Here is a 14,603-nt window from a genome sequence, read left to right as displayed (position 1 = left end):
CCCCGCCGGGCCCGCCTCCGGTCGTCGTGCGGACGCGGGCACTTCGCGCTGCCGCCGGCGCGGCGGAAACCCGGGAGAGTACCGCGGCCGCGGTAGCGGGTGGTCGTCCCCGGGCAGGAGTCGCCCGCGCGGGCATCCGGGTTAGGGTGCGCCCATGAGCGTGAGCCGGGCGGGGATCGCCGACTGGGCGATCGCCGTCGGAGTGGGGGCGACGCTGCTGGTCACCGGCGTGTCCGGCGGCCATGCCGGCACGCTGCCCGGCCTGGTCGGCTACGCCCTGCTGGCGGGAGGCGGACTGGCGCTGGCCGCCCGCCGCCGCGCGCCGGTCGCCGTCCTGGCCGTCACCGGTCTGTGCGCCGTGGGCTACCAGGCGGCCGGTCACGACGTCCCCGCCGTCGCGTTCCTGTTCGCGGTGTACGCCGCCGTCCGCGCCGGGCACCGGGCGGTCACCGTGGCGGCCGGCGTGGCCATGCTGGCACTCCTCCCGCTGGCGGCCCTGGCCTCCGGCCTCCACGACACCGGCGAGGCGTTCGCCCAGGCGCGGGGCGCCCTGGAGCTGGCCTGGCTGATCGCGGCCGGCGCGGCGGGCGAGGCGCTGCGGCAGGCCGAACGCCGCGCCGACGAGGCCGAGCGCACCCGCGAGGAGACCGCGCGCCGCCGCGCCGACGAGGAGCGGCTGCGCATCGCCCGGGAGCTGCACGACTCGCTCACCCACCAGATCTCGATCATCAAGGTGCAGGCCGAGGTCGCCGTCCACGTCGCCCGCAAGCGCGGCGAGCAGGTGCCCGGCGCCCTGCTGGCGATCCAGGAGGCCGGCCGCGAGGCGACCCGCGAGCTGCGGGCCACCCTGGAGGCGCTGCGCGACGACGACCCGGCCCCGCCGCGCGGCCTCGACCACGTCGCCGACCTGGTCGAACGCGCCCGCACCACCGGACTCGACGCGACGCTGACGATCGAGGGCGACCGCCACGACGTGCCCGTCGCGGTGGGCCGGACGGTCTACCGGATCGTCCAGGAGTCCCTGACCAACGTCGCCCGCCACGCCGCCGCCGCGACGGCGTCGGTCCGGATCGACTACCGTCCGGGCGCCCTCGCCGTCCGGGTCGACGACGACGGCCGGGCCACCCCGGCCTGCACGCCGGTGCCCGGGGTCGGCCTGCTCGGGATGCGCGAGCGGGTCACCGCCCTGGGCGGGGAACTGCGCGCCGCGCCGCGCGGCGAGGGCGGTTTCACCGTCGAGGCCGAACTGCCCGTGGACCGGACGCTGTGATCCGCGTCCTGCTGGTCGACGACCAGCCGCTCCTGCGCAGCGGGTTCCGCGCGCTGCTCGACCTCGAAGACGACATCGAGGTGGTGGCCGAGGCCGCCGACGGGGCCCAGGGCGTCGCGCTGGCCAGGGAGCACCTGCCCGACATCGCGCTCATCGACATCCAGATGCCGGTCCTCGACGGCATCGAGGCCACCCGGCGCATCGCCGCCGACCCGGCCCTGGCCGGCGTCCACGTCGTCATCCTCACCAACTACGGCTTCGACGAACACGTCTTCGACGCGCTGCGCGCGGGCGCGGCCGGGTTCCTGGTCAAGGACATCGTGCCGGAGGACTTCCTGCACGCCGTCCGCGTGGCCGCGCGCGGCGACGCCCTGCTCGCGCCGTCGATCACCCGCAGGCTCATCAACCGCTACGTCGCCCAGCCGCTCCACCCCAACGCGGGCGCGGCCCTGGAGGAGCTGACCAACCGGGAGCGCGAAGCCGTCACCCTGGTCGCGCGGGGCCTGTCGAACGAGGAGATCGCCGCCCACATGGTGATCAGCGTCCTGACCGCCAAGACCCACGTCAACCGGGCCATGACCAAGCTGCGCGCCCGCGACCGCGCCCAGCTCGTGGTGATCGCCTACGAGTCAGGCCTGGTGACCCGGCGCAGCCTCTGACGCCTCGCTCTCACGGGCCTTGAGGGCGTCGCTGATCTGCTGGAGCTCCTCGTAGGCGGGCTCCAGCGCCCTGTTGGCCCGCTGGAGGTCGTCGCGGAGCCGGCGGAACCGGGTGACCTCGTGGAAGTTGACGCCGACGCCGAGCAGGCGGCCCGCGCCGTCCCGCAGCGGCAGCACCACGATGTCGAACACGCCCGGCTGGGGCTCCCCGGGACGGTGCCAGAGCACCTCCCGCAGCTCCACCGCGCGCACCTCGGCCCGCGCCTGCTCGATCACCGAACGCAGCTCGACGGGCCGGTAGGACAGCTCGAAGTCCTGGAAGGGCCGCCCGAGGTCGCGGGGATGCAGGTTGAACAGGGCCTCGGCCCGCGCGTTGAGCAGGGCGAGCCGGCCCTCGGTGTCCAAAACGATGTGGGCGATCGGGCTGGACGCCAGCGCGGCGACGTGGAGCTCGCCCGCCGGGCGCGGGCCGCCGGCCACCGGCTGCGCCGATCGGGACGCGAGGCCGGCGAAGGAGGTCGTGCCGCCCTTCTTCCGGAAGATCCGCATGCGCAGGTCGACGGGCTCGAACGTGTCGCTCTGGTTGAGCAGCATCTCGGCCCTGCCCAGGAACAGGTGACCGGGGTCGGACAGCGCGAAGTGGAACCGCCGCACGACGTTGAGCTGCGTCTCGGTCGTGAAGTACATCAGGGTGTTCCGGGCCGACACGAGGTCGACCCGGCTGATCGGGGCGTCGCGGGTCAGGTCGTTGCGCCCGAAGATCACCCGCCTGCGCAGGTCGCGCCGGAAGCCGTAGCCGCTCTCCGACCGCTCGAAGCAGGTCTCCAGGAACTCGGCCGGAACCCCGGCGACCTGGCGTTCGGTGTAGACGGCGGCGCGGGCGACCTGAAGCGCCTGCTCGTCGAGGTCGGTGGCGTAGATCTTCACCCGCCTCGTGAACTCCTCGTCGCCCATCTCGGCCGCGAGGATCATCGCGAGGGTGTACGCCTCCTCGCCGGTGGCGCAGCCCGCGCTCCAGATCCGGATGCCCTGGTCGGCGGGCTTGCCGGCGACGAGGCCGCGCACCACGTTGGCCCGGAGCGACTGCCAGGCCGCCGGATCGCGGAAGAAGCCGGTGACGTTGATCAGGAGACTGTCGAAGAGCTCGTTGAACTCCTCGGGCTCCAGTTCCAGGTAGTCGCGGTATTCGGCGTGGTCCCGCAGTTTGAGGAACTCCAGCCGCCGGGCGATCCGGCGTTCGAGGGTGGTCCGCTTGTATCCGCTGAAGTCGAAGCCCCGGATTTCCTTCAGCATCACCAGGAGATCGTCGAAGTCGCGTTCCTTGTCCGGAGTCACGTCCCGAGCCTATGCGCGGTCATCCGGCCCATGAAGATCGCCGCGGCCGGGGGATCTGTGGCAGGCTCGGAAAGCCGCCGTAGGCACTTCGGATGCGTTCGCGGGACGTCTCGTCCTCGGCGGCCGGTGGGACGTGACCCCGGAATCGCAGGCAGGACATGGCTCCTACCCCCTCTCCGGAACAGCGTCCGATGGGTCCGCCGGAGTTCTCCGTGGTCGCCCTCCTCGCCTCGGCGGGCGGGCTCGACGCCCTCTCCCACGTGCTCGCGCCGCTGCCCGCCGACCTCCCGGCGGCGGTGCTCGTCGCCCTGCACCAGAGCCCCGACGCGCCGGGCCGGTTGACCCACATCCTGGCCCGGCGGACCCGCCTGGCGGTCCGGGTCGCCACCGACTCCGGCGTGCTGCGGCCCGGCCTCGCCCTCGTCGTGCCGCCGGGCCGGCATCTGCTCGTCACCTCGCGGGAGCGCGTCGGGCTCATCGACGTCGGGGCCGCGCCCCCGGCGCGGCCTTCGGGGGATCTGTTACTGGCCACCCTGGCGGTGACCTTCGGTCCCCGCGCCCTGGCCGTGATCCTCACCGGCATGGGGCGGGACGGCCAGGCGGGGGTGCGCGCCGTCGTCCACTGCGGCGGCACGGTCATCGCCCAGGACGAGGTGAGTTCCGAATCCTTCGGGATGCCCGGCGCGGCCATCGAGACGGAGGACGTCAGCCAGGTCCTGCCCCTGCCCGACATCGCCGGCGCGATCATGGCCCATACCGCCGCCTCCTGACCGGGGGGGTTCTCCGGGTCAGTCTCCGGCGGCTCTCTGACGCTCGTATTCGGCGTTGACGCGCAGCGCCTCGGCGAGCTGGTCCTCCAGGATGATGATCCGGCAGGCGGCTTCCACGGGGGTGCCCTGGTCGACGAGTTCCCGGGCGCGCGCCGCCAGCCGCAGCTGGTAGCGGGAGTAGCGGCGGTGGCCGCCGCCCGATCGTCGCGGTTCGATCAGACGCGCCTCGCCCAGGGCCCGGAGGAATGTCGGGGTGACCCCGAGCATCTCGGCGGCCGCGCCCATGCTGTAGGCGGGGTAGTCGTCATCGTCGAACCGGTCTTCGGCCGATCCGGCTGTTTCGGCAGCCGGGCGACGTTGGTCCATACATTCCTTCCTGAACACGCGTCATGGGCCCCGGTGCCGTGTGCACCGGGGCCCTCAAGAGTTCAACACCATCTACCGGCCGTCAGGCCGATCTACTGTTGTGCGCATCCGCCTACTGTGTGGCGATCATGCGCGGATCGCGAATGCTTGACCGTAGACCACCTTTCTGTCTGTGGAACTGCGGTACCCGAGCGGCGATCCTCAGCCGGCACGGGCGATCCCGATGGCGTCAACACTCCCTTCCTGATTCGTTCCTTGCGATGTCACAAACGCTAATACCCGGGTACGCGAATGTCTACCACCGCCGCTATAGATTTCCTCAGCTGGCCGGCTCGATCCATGAGCGGTCGCCGTCGAGCCGCAGGTGCAGCGTCGGCGCCACGGTGCCGCCGAAGTGGGCCCGCTCGACCGGGCCCCGGTAGTCGAGGAAGCTCACGGCGCGCAGGTCGTCGAGCACCATCCACGCGTACGCCTGGTCGGGCTGGGCGGCCGGGTTGCCGATGACCAGGCCCGAGCCGTTGAGGGGTTCGTACGGGCCGGTGAGCTGGTCGGAGACGAAGCCGTAGAGGCCGGTCGGGGCGGCGCCGGCCGGTTCGAACGACTGGCGGTGGGTGCAGAAGAACAGGTAGAACAGGCCGTCGCGGGCAACGACGTGCGGGCGCTCGATCTCGCGGTTGATCCCGTCGGCGACCAGCAGCGGCGGGTACATCGGGTAGCCCTCGGACTCCGGCCCGGTCAGCGCGATGGCGCCCATGTGGCGCTCGCCCCACGGGACCGAGGCCGCGACGAGCAGATGTCCCCGGAACCACGCCGGGTCGCGGAAGGCCCGGATCTTCCCCGGCCCTCCCTCGCGCTCGTCGGCCGGGAGGAAGAACTCGCCGCCGGACCGGACGATCTCCCGGTGCACCCCCTCCCGGGCCTCGAACACCCGCTGGACGAAGGTGGGCCGCTCCTCGCCGCGGAACCCGGCCGCGGTGTAGAAGACCGAGACCGTGCCGTCGGCGCGCCGGAGCGCCGTGCCGGACCATTCGCGGCTGCCCGGCGAGGCGCCGTCGGGGAACTGGTCGCCCAGGTCCACCCACTTGCCCTCGTCGAGGGCGAGCAGGCGGATGCGGGCGACGTCGTGGCGCTCCTCGGGGTGGCCGAGAGCGGGGGCGGTCAGGCCCATCCAGAGTTCGCGGCCGTCGAAGAGGGCGGTGGCGCCGTCCTCCTCCTGGATCGGCCACATGTCCCACAGGTCGTAGCCGGGCAGCGCGGGCGGCACCGGGCCGAGGATGGGCGGTGCGGTCGTCGCGGGGGCGTCGGTGATCAGATCGAGGTGACGCCGGGTCCACCGCGTCGTGGTGGTCACTGTCATCCCTTCAGGGAGCCCTGGAGCAGGGCGGTCACGAAACGGCGCTGGAAGATCAGGAAGACGAGGAGCGTCGGGGTCAGGATGAGCAGCGAACCCGCGCACAGCAGCGGGATGTCGGTGCCCCACTGCCCCTGGAAGGCGCCCAGCGCTCCGGACATGGTGCGCTGGAGGGGGTCGTCCACGAGCACGATGGCCAGCAGGAACTGGTTCCACGTCCACAGGAACAGCAGGATCGCCAGCGACGAGGTCGCCGGGGCGGCCAGCGGCACGTGCACCTTCCAGAAGAGCTGCCAGGTGCCCGCGCCGTCGATGCGGGCGCTCTCCGACAGCTCCTCCGGCATGTTCACGAAGTGGGCCCGCATCCAGAACACCGAGAACGGCATGAACAGCCCGATCAGCGGCAGGATGATCGCCCACCGGGTGTTCAGCACGCCCATGTCCCGCACCAGGTAGTAGAGCGGGGTGATGATGCCCTCGAACGGCAGCGTCAGGCCGAGCAGGAACGCCACGAAGATGACGCGGCGGCCCGGGATGCGCAGGTGCCCGATGGCGAACCCGGCCATGGTGGCCACGACCAGCGAGATCGGCACGACCCCGAGCACGATCAGCACGCTCGACTTCAGCAGCTCCGTCATCCGGGCGGCGGTGAACGCGGTGGCGAAGTTGCCCCACTGCGGGTCGTCGGGCCACTCCAGGCCGAGCGGATAGCTGCCCGACGGGTGGAGCGCGGTGACGAAGAGGCTGAGGAACGGCATCAGGGTGGCCGCCATCAGCACGATCAGCAGCACCCGGCCCGTCCAGGCCTCACGACGAGCGGTTTTCATGATGAACGGTCCCTGGTCAGCCACTGGATCGGCAGCGCGCACGCGATCACCAGCACGGTGAGGACCACCGCGAGGGCCGAGGCGACGCCGACCTGGCGTTCGGAGAAGGCCAAGTAGTAGATCTCCAGGCCGGGCACCATGCTGGCGTTGCCGGGGCCGCCCTGGGTCGAGATGTAGACGATGTCGAAGCTGGCCAGCGCGGCCACGACGGTGACGGTGACGCAGACCCCGATCTCCTGGCGGAGGCTGGGCAGCGTGATCGAGACGAACTCACGCAGCGGGCCCGCCCCGTCGAGGCGCGCGGCCTCGTACAGAGCCGGATCGATCTTGCTCATCCCGGCCAGCAGCAGGAGGGTGCACAGGCCCAGGAGCACCCAGGCGCCGATCACCCCGACCGCCGGCAGCGCCGTCGAGAACTCGCCCAGCCAGGCGCGGGTGATCTTCTCCAGTCCTATGTACGTCAGGAGCTGGTTCACCAGCCCGGTCGACGACAGCAGCCAGCTCCAGGTGATCCCGGCCGCGACCAGCGGAATGACCTGCGGCAGGAAGATGACCGTGCGGGCCACCAGCGCGAGACGGCTGGCGGCGATGCGCCGGATCGTCGCCGCGATGGCCAGCCCGAGCACGACCGGGACCGCGCTGAAGAACACGATCAGCTTGATCGCGTTGAGGATCGCGGCGAACAGGTCGGGGTCGGTGAAGACCCGCAGGTAGTTCTGGACGCCGTTCCAGGTGGCCACGCCGATGCCGTCCCACGAGTAGAGGGAGTACTGCACCGTCATGGCCAGCGGCTGGATCACGAACACGACGTAGAACGCGGCCGCGGGCAGCACGAACAACCAGCCGGCCCATCTCGACCCGCTTCGCCGTTTCACGGCCGCCTTCACGTCAGCCTCCCTTGACCTGGGACACGTAGTCGGCCTGCACGCTCTTGAGCAGGCCCTCCGGGGTCTGCTCCCCGCCGACCAGCTTCTGCAGGTTGGGGGTCCAGCTCTTGGCGTAGATCGCGCCGGTGGCGTTGGCGATGAAGTCCATCGACCCGTTGTCCTCGGCGATCTTCGCGCCCGCCGCCAGGGTGCTCTCGGTGACGGTGCCCGCCGCGATCGGCGGCATCGGCGCGTCGGCCGGGCCCATCGGGTGGGAGCCGCCGACCTGGACGCCGATCGTGCGCGCCTGGGTGTCGGTGGCGACCCAGTCGAGGAACGTGGCGGCGCAGTCGGCGTTCTTGGCGTTCGCGCCGACGCCGAAGGTCAGCGGGGCCGACATGGCCGCCTGCTTGCCGCCGGCCTGGGCCGGGGGCATCAGGAAGAAGCCCACGTCGCCGGGCATCTGCTTGTCGAGGTTGCCCGACTCCCAGTCGCCGTTGAACATGAAAAGGCCGTCGCCCTTCATGAAGCGGCTCATCATGGTGGCGTAGTCGACGGCGTTGACGTCCTTCCAGAAGTAGCCCGCCTTGATCCACTTCTCCAGGTGCTGGGTGGCCTGGAGGTTGGACGGCGTGTCGATGGTCGCGCCGGGCTTCTGGAAGATCCAGTCGTTGATGGGGGCGGCCGGGCCGTAGGAGGCCATCAGGTCCTGGAGCGGGAAGGCCAGCCCGCCGGTCGCGCCGCCGTTGAACTGCGCGATCGGGGCCAGGCCCGCCTCCTTCGCCTTGGCCATGGCGGCGTCGAGGTCGGCGAGGGTCGCCGGGGGAGTGGTCATGCCGATCTGGGCGGCGAGCTTCTTGTTGTAGAAGACGCCGGTCATGGAGAAGTTGAGGCCCATGGCGTAGAGGGAGCCCTCGCCGCGCACCGCGCCGCCGGGGGCCATCCGCATCTGCTGGAGCTGAGAGGGCGGCCACTTGTCCCAGCCGAAGACCTTGGCGTACTCGTCGAGGTTCTTCAGCAGGTTGTTCTTGACCAGCTCGGAGACCTGCGGGAGGCGCATGAGGTCCGGCGGGTCGTCGGCCAGCACGCGCGGCGCGTTCTGGGTGATCACCGCGAACTGGTCTTCGCGGATGTCGAAGGTGACGTTCGGGTGCTGCTTGGTGAACTCGTCGGTCAGCGCCTTCGCGATCGGGAAACCCGTTTCGAAGTAGCCCTTCATCGTGACGGGCTCGGTGCCGCAGGTCGGCGCGGACGCCAGCGCCGGCGCCGACGACGCGGCGGCCGTCGGCTGGGCGTTGCCACTGCCCGGCGCCGCGCAGGCGGCGGCCAGGCTTCCCCCCAGGATGACCACCATCGCCACGCGGCTCCGGCGGGAGTGAACTCGATGAGACATGTGCGTCTCCCTTTGCTAAATCGGATTAGCGATGCGATAGTCTCACCGTGCGTATCCGACGGTGTCAAGGGCCCGTAATGCGGTTGGAATGTGGAGGTCTCCCCCCGTGAGTCGACGTCGGGTCACCTTGGCCGACCTGGCCCAGGCGGCCGGAGTTTCCCGCACCACCGCCTCGCTCGTCATGACGGGCAGAGGCCGTGAGCTGCGCATATCCCACGACGTCGAGCAGAGGGTACTGCGTGCCGCGGACGAGTTGGGCTACCGCCCGAACGCGGTCTCCGTCGGCCTGCGCACCGGCACGAGCCGCACGATCGGCTTCGTCTCCGACACCGTCGCGACCTCCCGCCTCGCCGGCGACATGATCAAAGGCGCCCTGGAAGCCGCCCGCGAACGCGGCGTGATGCTCTTCATCGGTGAGACCGAGGGCGACCCCGAACTGGAGCGCGGCCTGCTCCACGCCATGCAGGACCGCCAGGTCGACGGCCTGATCTTGGCCTCCATGTACACCCGCACGATCAAGGTCCCCAAGGATGTGGGCCCCGCCGTCCTGCTGAACGCCCTCCCCAAGACCGCTTCCGACCTGCCCTCGATCGTCCCCGACGAGGTCGAGGCCGGCCGCGCGGCCGCCCGGGTGCTCCTCGACGCCGGCCACCGCGACGGCATCTACCTGATCGGCGTGGGCCCCGAACTGGGCGACGTCCCCCCGCGCAGCGTCGCGGCACGGGAACGCCTGGTGGGCATCCGCGAGATCCTGGGCGAGGCGGGCGTGAAGATCGCCGGCGGCCGGATGTTCGTCGACTGGCTCCCCGAAGAGGGCTCAGCCGCCACCGCCGACCTGCTCGAACAGCACCGCCCCAAGGCCCTGATCTGCCTGAACGACCGGCTGGCCCTGGGCGCCTACCACGCACTCAGCGACGCGGGGCTCGACGTGCCGGGCGACGTGTCCGTGGTCTCCTTCGACGACCACCCGATAGCGTCGTGGATGCGCCCTAAGCTGACGACGGTGGCCCTGCCCCACTACGAACTGGGCCGCAAGGCGGTGGAGGTCCTGTTCGCCCAGATGGGCGAGGAAACAGGACAGGGAGAAATCCACCGCGTCCCGATGCCGGTCCGCCACCGAGAGTCGGTCGCCGCTCCGCGCGTGTGAGCTCTGCCGTCTCGCCCGGGGATCAGCCACCGAGAGTCGGGCGCCTCTCCGCGTGTGAGCGCTTCGGCCTCGCCCGGGATCAGCCACCGAAAGTCGGGCGCCGCTCTGCGCGTGTGAACTCTGCGGCCTTTGCCTGGTGGTTAGTCACCGGTAGTGGGTGGCTGTGCTGAAGATGTGGGCTTCGCGGCTTCTGCCTGGCGGTCTGTTGCTGGGAGTCAGTCGGTGCTCCCGAACGTGTGAGCTTGCGGCCTTTGCCTGCTTTCCGATGGGAGTGGGTGGCCGCTCCGAACATGTGACTTCTGCGGCCTTTGCTCGGGGGGCGTCACTAAGAGCGGGTGCGTCCTGACCGTGTGGGCTTTGGATGGCGGTCTGTTGCTGGGGGCCGGTGCCCCTGATGGTGTGAGCTTGTGGCCTTTGTCGGCCGGACCGCAGCCAGGAGTGGGTGGCGCTCCGCACATGGTGGCTTCGTGGTTTCCGGCTGCCGGTTCGCTGCTGGAGTCGGTAGCCGCTCCTGACATGTGTGAGCCGGTGGATTTGCTCGCTGGCCCGTCACCCGGATCGGGTGGCCGTCCCTGGCCTTTGTCAGCCGGTTCATTCCGGGAGTGGGCGCCGGTCCCCTACATGGAGGCTTTGCTTCTCTGGTCTGCCGGTCTTTCACTGAGAAGCGGTGGCGCGCTGGACATCTGAGCTTCCCGGTCTCCATCTGCCGGTCCGTCACTTGGAGATTTCCGGTGCCCCGAACTTGTGGGCGCTGCGGCCTTCGTCAGCTGGTCCAGCCGCCGGGAGTGGCGCACAGCGCTTCTGGTCCGCCGGTGGGAGTCGGTGGTCGTTCCGAACGGGTGACTACGAGGTGAAGTGGGAGCACGCGCCCCCGGGAGGGAGCTCCTGGGGGCGCGTGCTGTCTGGAAGGCCCGCCGCCCGCCCCGATCACGGGCGGCGGGCCGGTCTGGGGGCCGGTCAGGCCGTGGTGCAGGTGCTGCCGTTGAGGGTGAAGCTCGTGGGGGCGGCGGTGTTGCCGGTGTGGGTGGCCTGGAAGCCGAACTCCACCGAGCCGCCGGCCGGGATGGCGTTGTTGTAGCTCAGGTTGCGGGCGGTGATCTGGCCGCTCGACCCGGTGTAGGCGGCGTTCCAGCCGCCGGTGATCGTCTGGCCGGAGGGCAGGGTGAAGGCGAGTGCCCATCCGTTGAGCGCCGACGACCCGGTGTTGGTGACGATGATCGCCGCCGTGTAGCCGGTGTTCCACGGGTTGACCGAGTACGCCACCCGGCACGGACCGCCAGGGTTCGGGGTCGGCGTCGGAGTCGGGGTCGGGGTCGGCGTGGGAGTCGGCGTGGGGGTCGGGGTCGGCGTGGGCGTCGGGGTCGGGCTGGGGGTGGCCGCGTTGAGGGCGTTCAGGACCGAGGTGTACGCGGCCTTCTTGTTGCCCGACGAGTCGAAGAGCAGCGGGTTCGCGCCGGTGCGCCAGGAGTCGCTGTCGCGGATGCCCCAGACCGTGATGCCGTTGCAGCGGGCCACGGCCAGGCAGGCGCGGGTGACGGTGGCATAGGCGTTGGCCTGGTTGGAGCCGGAGATGTCCAGTTCGGTGATCTGGACGTCCACCCCGAGGTCGGCGAAGCGCTGCAGGTTGGCCTGGTAGTCGCTCGGCGCCGAGTTGGTCAGGTGGGACTGGAAACCGACGCAGTCGATCGGCACGCCGCGCTGCTTGAAGTCGCGGACCATGTTGTAGATGCCGGTGCTCTTGGCGTTGATTCCGTCGGTGTTGTAGTCGTTGTAGCAGAGCTTGGCCCCGGGGTCGGCGGCCCTGGCCGCGCGGAAGGCGGCCTCGATCCAGTCGTTGCCGGTGGCCTGGAGGCTCGACTGCCGCCGCCCGCCGCCGTTGCCGTCGGCGAAGGCCTCGTTGACGACGTCCCAAGAGTGGATCTTGCCGCGGAAGTAGGTCGCGACCTGGGTGACGTGGTTGATCATCGCGCTGCGCAGCGTCGAGCCCGACAGGCCCTGGGCCCAGCCGGGCATCTGCTGGTGCCAGAGCAGGGCGTGGCCACGGATGATCATGCCTCGGCTGATCGCGTGGTTCACGATGCGGTTGGCGTTGTTGTAGTTGAAGGAGCCCCGGGAGGGCTCGGTGGCGTCCCACTTCATCTCGTTCTCGGCGGTGACCTGGTTGAACTCGCGGTTCAGAATGGTCATGTACGTCGAGTCGTTCATCCGGCCGGCAGCGATGGCCGCGCCGAAGTAGCGGTTCGTCTGGGCCGCGGCGGCGCCGAGCGTGGCGGCCGCGGCGGACGCGGTGAGGGGGACGGCGAGCACGAGCGCCGCGCCGGCGACGAGAGTGCGTCGCGCGATGGTCAGGATCGCGTGGGGAGTCATTGCGGTGGTGCTCCTCGACCAGGTTGAGACGGCCGGGCCGGGGTCTGTTATCGCTAACATTCAAGATCCCGTACGGTCGTGTTGGCTCCTGTGGGTTGCTGCCGGGGAGTACATCCGACGGCGCGATCCACCGTCAACGCGGCGGGATCCCGCCCGCCTCCGGCCGGTGTCCGCTGAACGTTTCCCTGCCTGGACGTTCGCACAGAAGAAGATCGCGGAGCGCTCGTGACGTTAAGTGAAAGTTTCAGAGAAGTCACCACGTAGAATTCGCGGAAAAGAGCACTAATTTACGAGAAGCGGGTTCGGGCCGCTCCGGCAAGCGCGCGGTGTGATCTGCTGCGAATACGACCGAAAGCCACGTAGCTAAACTCCGCATATGACCCCGACAGAGGAATCCCCCACCGGCGCGGCCTCTCCGGCCCCGCTGACCCTCTCTCAGCTCGCCGAGATGGCCGGGGTCTCCATGGCCACCGTCTCCAAGGTCGTCAACGGCCAGACGGACGTCGGCCCGAAGACCCGCGCCATGGTCGAGGGTCTCATCCACGAACACGGCTTCCGCCGCCAGCGACGGCGGATCAAACCGGCGGGCCTCATCGAGCTCGTCTTCCACGAACTCGCCGGTGACTACCCGATAGAGGTCATCCGGGGCGTTCAGCAGGTCACCCGCGAGGCCCGCCAGGGCCTGGTGATCTCCGAGCTCGGCGGGCGGCACGTCCCCGGCCAGGGCTGGCTCGAAAGCGTGCTCAGCCGCCGTTCGGCCGGAGTCATCACGGTCTTCTCGGGCCCCACGGAGGAGCAGCGCGCCCGGCTCGCCGCCCGGGAGATCCCGCTGGTCGTCCTCGACCCGGCGGGCGACCCCGGCCGGGCCGTACCGTCGGTCGGCGCCACCAACTGGAGCGGCGGCCTCGAAGCCACCCGCCACCTGCTGGAACTCGGCCACCGCCGCATCGCGATGATCACCGGCCCCGACTGGGCGCTGGCCGGCCGCGCCCGCCTGGACGGCTACCGCGCCGCCCTCGACGCCGCGGGCGTCCCGGTCGACCCCGACCTGATCTGCCCCGGCGACTTCCAGATCGAAGACGGCCTCACCCACACCCACCGCCTGATGGACCTGCCCGAGCCGCCCACCGCGATCTTCGCCTCCAACGACGGCCAGGCGGTCGGCGTCTACCACGCGGCCTACGCGAGGGGCCTGCGCATCCCCGACGACCTCAGCGTCATCGGCTTCGACGACATGCCCGCCTGGCGCTGGGCCACGCCGCCGCTGACCACGGTCCGGCAGCCGCTGACGGAGATGGGCGTCATGGCGGCCACCATGCTGATCTCCATGGCCGAGGGCGAGACGCTCCCGCAGCGCCGCGTCGAACTGGGCACCGAACTGATGATCCGCAGCAGCACGGCCGCCCCGGCCAGGCGGAGAACCCCGCCGATCTCCGCCTGACAGCACGATCGCCCCTCACCGGAGCACGGGCGGCTGCGCAGGTCAGATGAGGTCGGCCATCGACAGTGTCCGACCGCCAGGCCACACCAAAGACCCCGCCCGGTCGCGGGATGCGCTCGCCTTCGGGCCAGACCTGGCGCTCAGCCGTCGGCTGACGCCGAGGTCACCAGGCGGCCGTCACGGTTCGGCGAAGCCGAAGTTGCGGTGGATGACGTTGGACTTCTTCGTCATGCGGGGGTAGCCCGGGCCCTGGAAGACGATCTTCGTGTAGATCTCGTCGCCGTAGTCGAAGGGCGGCTTGTCGTCCTCGTCGAGGTAGTTGACGCAGGACAGGCGCAGGTCGGAGACGATGAACAGGCCGCCGCCGTTCTTGTCCGACACCGCGCTGAGGGCCGCCGCCGGTCCCTTGTAGACGCGGTTGTCGTAGATCGGGTCGTCGGCCCAGACCTCGACGCGGGCGGTCGCGCCGTTGTCGACGAGGTACTGCGCCTGGGCGTTGGTCATCCCGACCTTGCCGACCGTCAGGACGCGGCACTCGCTGCCGCTTCCGGTGATGGTCAGGCGGGCGGTCAGTTCGCCGGGTTCGTCGGCGTGCGCGGGGGCGGCGAGGGCGAGTGCCGAGGTGGTCACGGCGGCCATGAGGGCGGCCTTCTTGAACGGGGACACCGGGTTCCTCCTGGGAAAATGGGAGTCATGGGCACGATTGGCCCGCCTCCTTGCACCAGGCTTGAAGCGCGGCGACCAGGTCTCCCGCAGTGCCGTCGCCAAGGCTGTGAACTGCGGAAACGCGGCGGGCCACTCGCCGGCGGGC

General features: G+C 70.6%; 13 protein-coding genes. 5 read left to right on the top strand and 8 right to left on the bottom strand.

The window, feature by feature from the left end; genetic code table 11:
• Window positions 1–154: 154 nt before the first annotated feature.
• Window positions 155–1,270 (top strand): sensor histidine kinase, encoded by a 1,116-nt coding sequence (locus AW270_RS35560; RefSeq protein ID WP_061300542.1) that lies wholly within the window; start codon window positions 155–157, stop codon window positions 1,268–1,270.
• A complete protein-coding gene (locus AW270_RS35555; protein WP_061300541.1) occupies window positions 1,267–1,929 on the top strand; it encodes a response regulator in 663 nt (220 codons plus the stop codon). The genes AW270_RS35560 and AW270_RS35555 overlap by 4 nt, the downstream gene beginning before the upstream one ends.
• Here AW270_RS35555 and AW270_RS35550 read toward each other — a convergent pair.
• On the bottom strand, window positions 1,900–3,264 hold the full coding sequence (locus AW270_RS35550; RefSeq protein WP_061300540.1) for a CheR family methyltransferase: 1,365 nt from the start codon (window positions 3,262–3,264) through the stop codon (window positions 1,900–1,902). The two genes, AW270_RS35555 and AW270_RS35550, sit on opposite strands and share 30 nt — an antisense overlap.
• 191 nt (window positions 3,265–3,455) lie before the next feature.
• On the opposite strand from AW270_RS35550, the gene AW270_RS35545 reads away from it, so the two are divergent.
• The gene (locus AW270_RS35545) at window positions 3,456–4,034 is read left to right on the top strand and encodes a chemotaxis protein CheB (RefSeq protein WP_061300539.1); all 579 of its coding nucleotides are present in this window, start codon (window positions 3,456–3,458) and stop codon (window positions 4,032–4,034) included.
• A gap of 18 nt (window positions 4,035–4,052) precedes the next feature.
• On the opposite strand, the gene AW270_RS35540 is transcribed toward AW270_RS35545, so the two are convergent.
• From AW270_RS35540 to AW270_RS35520, 5 genes are all read right to left on the bottom strand, one after another.
• Window positions 4,053–4,400: a helix-turn-helix domain-containing protein gene (locus tag AW270_RS35540; RefSeq protein WP_061300538.1), complete on the bottom strand. Its 348-nt coding sequence runs from the start codon at window positions 4,398–4,400 to the stop codon at window positions 4,053–4,055.
• Window positions 4,401–4,719: 319 nt separating this feature from the next.
• Window positions 4,720–5,751: a glycoside hydrolase family 68 protein gene (locus tag AW270_RS35535; RefSeq protein WP_061300537.1), complete on the bottom strand. Its 1,032-nt coding sequence runs from the start codon at window positions 5,749–5,751 to the stop codon at window positions 4,720–4,722.
• A 2-nt stretch (window positions 5,752–5,753) separates the two neighbouring features.
• On the bottom strand, window positions 5,754–6,578 hold the full coding sequence (locus AW270_RS35530) for a carbohydrate ABC transporter permease (RefSeq protein ID WP_061300536.1): 825 nt from the start codon (window positions 6,576–6,578) through the stop codon (window positions 5,754–5,756).
• Window positions 6,575–7,465, bottom strand: coding sequence for a carbohydrate ABC transporter permease (locus AW270_RS35525; protein ID WP_061300535.1), 891 nt, complete (start codon window positions 7,463–7,465; stop codon window positions 6,575–6,577). Before AW270_RS35525 ends, AW270_RS35530 begins: the two co-directional genes overlap by 4 nt.
• Window position 7,466: 1 nt before the next feature.
• The gene (locus AW270_RS35520; protein WP_061300534.1) at window positions 7,467–8,837 is read right to left on the bottom strand and encodes an ABC transporter substrate-binding protein; all 1,371 of its coding nucleotides are present in this window, start codon (window positions 8,835–8,837) and stop codon (window positions 7,467–7,469) included.
• 106 nt (window positions 8,838–8,943) lie between these two features.
• Between AW270_RS35520 and AW270_RS35515 the strand changes: the two genes are divergently transcribed.
• Complete coding sequence (locus tag AW270_RS35515) at window positions 8,944–9,984, top strand: LacI family DNA-binding transcriptional regulator (protein WP_218009430.1); 1,041 nt, start codon at window positions 8,944–8,946, stop codon at window positions 9,982–9,984.
• Window positions 9,985–10,941: 957 nt separating this feature from the next.
• Here the strand turns inward: AW270_RS35515 and AW270_RS35510 are convergent.
• The gene (locus AW270_RS35510; protein ID WP_061300532.1) at window positions 10,942–12,351 is read right to left on the bottom strand and encodes a glycoside hydrolase family 10 protein; all 1,410 of its coding nucleotides are present in this window, start codon (window positions 12,349–12,351) and stop codon (window positions 10,942–10,944) included.
• Window positions 12,352–12,727: 376 nt separating this feature from the next.
• Here AW270_RS35510 and AW270_RS35505 point away from each other — a divergent pair, with 376 nt between their 5' ends.
• Window positions 12,728–13,792 carry a LacI family DNA-binding transcriptional regulator gene (locus AW270_RS35505; RefSeq protein ID WP_061300531.1) on the top strand — a complete coding sequence of 355 codons (1,065 nt, stop codon included), beginning with the start codon at window positions 12,728–12,730 and terminating at the stop codon, window positions 13,790–13,792.
• 177 nt (window positions 13,793–13,969) lie between these two features.
• Here AW270_RS35505 and AW270_RS35500 read toward each other — a convergent pair whose 3' ends face one another.
• Entirely contained in the window at window positions 13,970–14,458 is a 489-nt protein-coding gene (locus AW270_RS35500; protein WP_061300530.1) for a hypothetical protein, read from the bottom strand.
• Window positions 14,459–14,603 lie beyond the last annotated feature (145 nt).

Source organism: Herbidospora cretacea (assembly GCF_001570605.1).
GTDB classification, from domain to species: domain Bacteria; phylum Actinomycetota; class Actinomycetes; order Streptosporangiales; family Streptosporangiaceae; genus Herbidospora; species Herbidospora cretacea.
The sequence above is the reverse complement of the archived record's forward strand: the minus strand, read 5'-3'. Positions and strand labels throughout refer to the sequence as shown.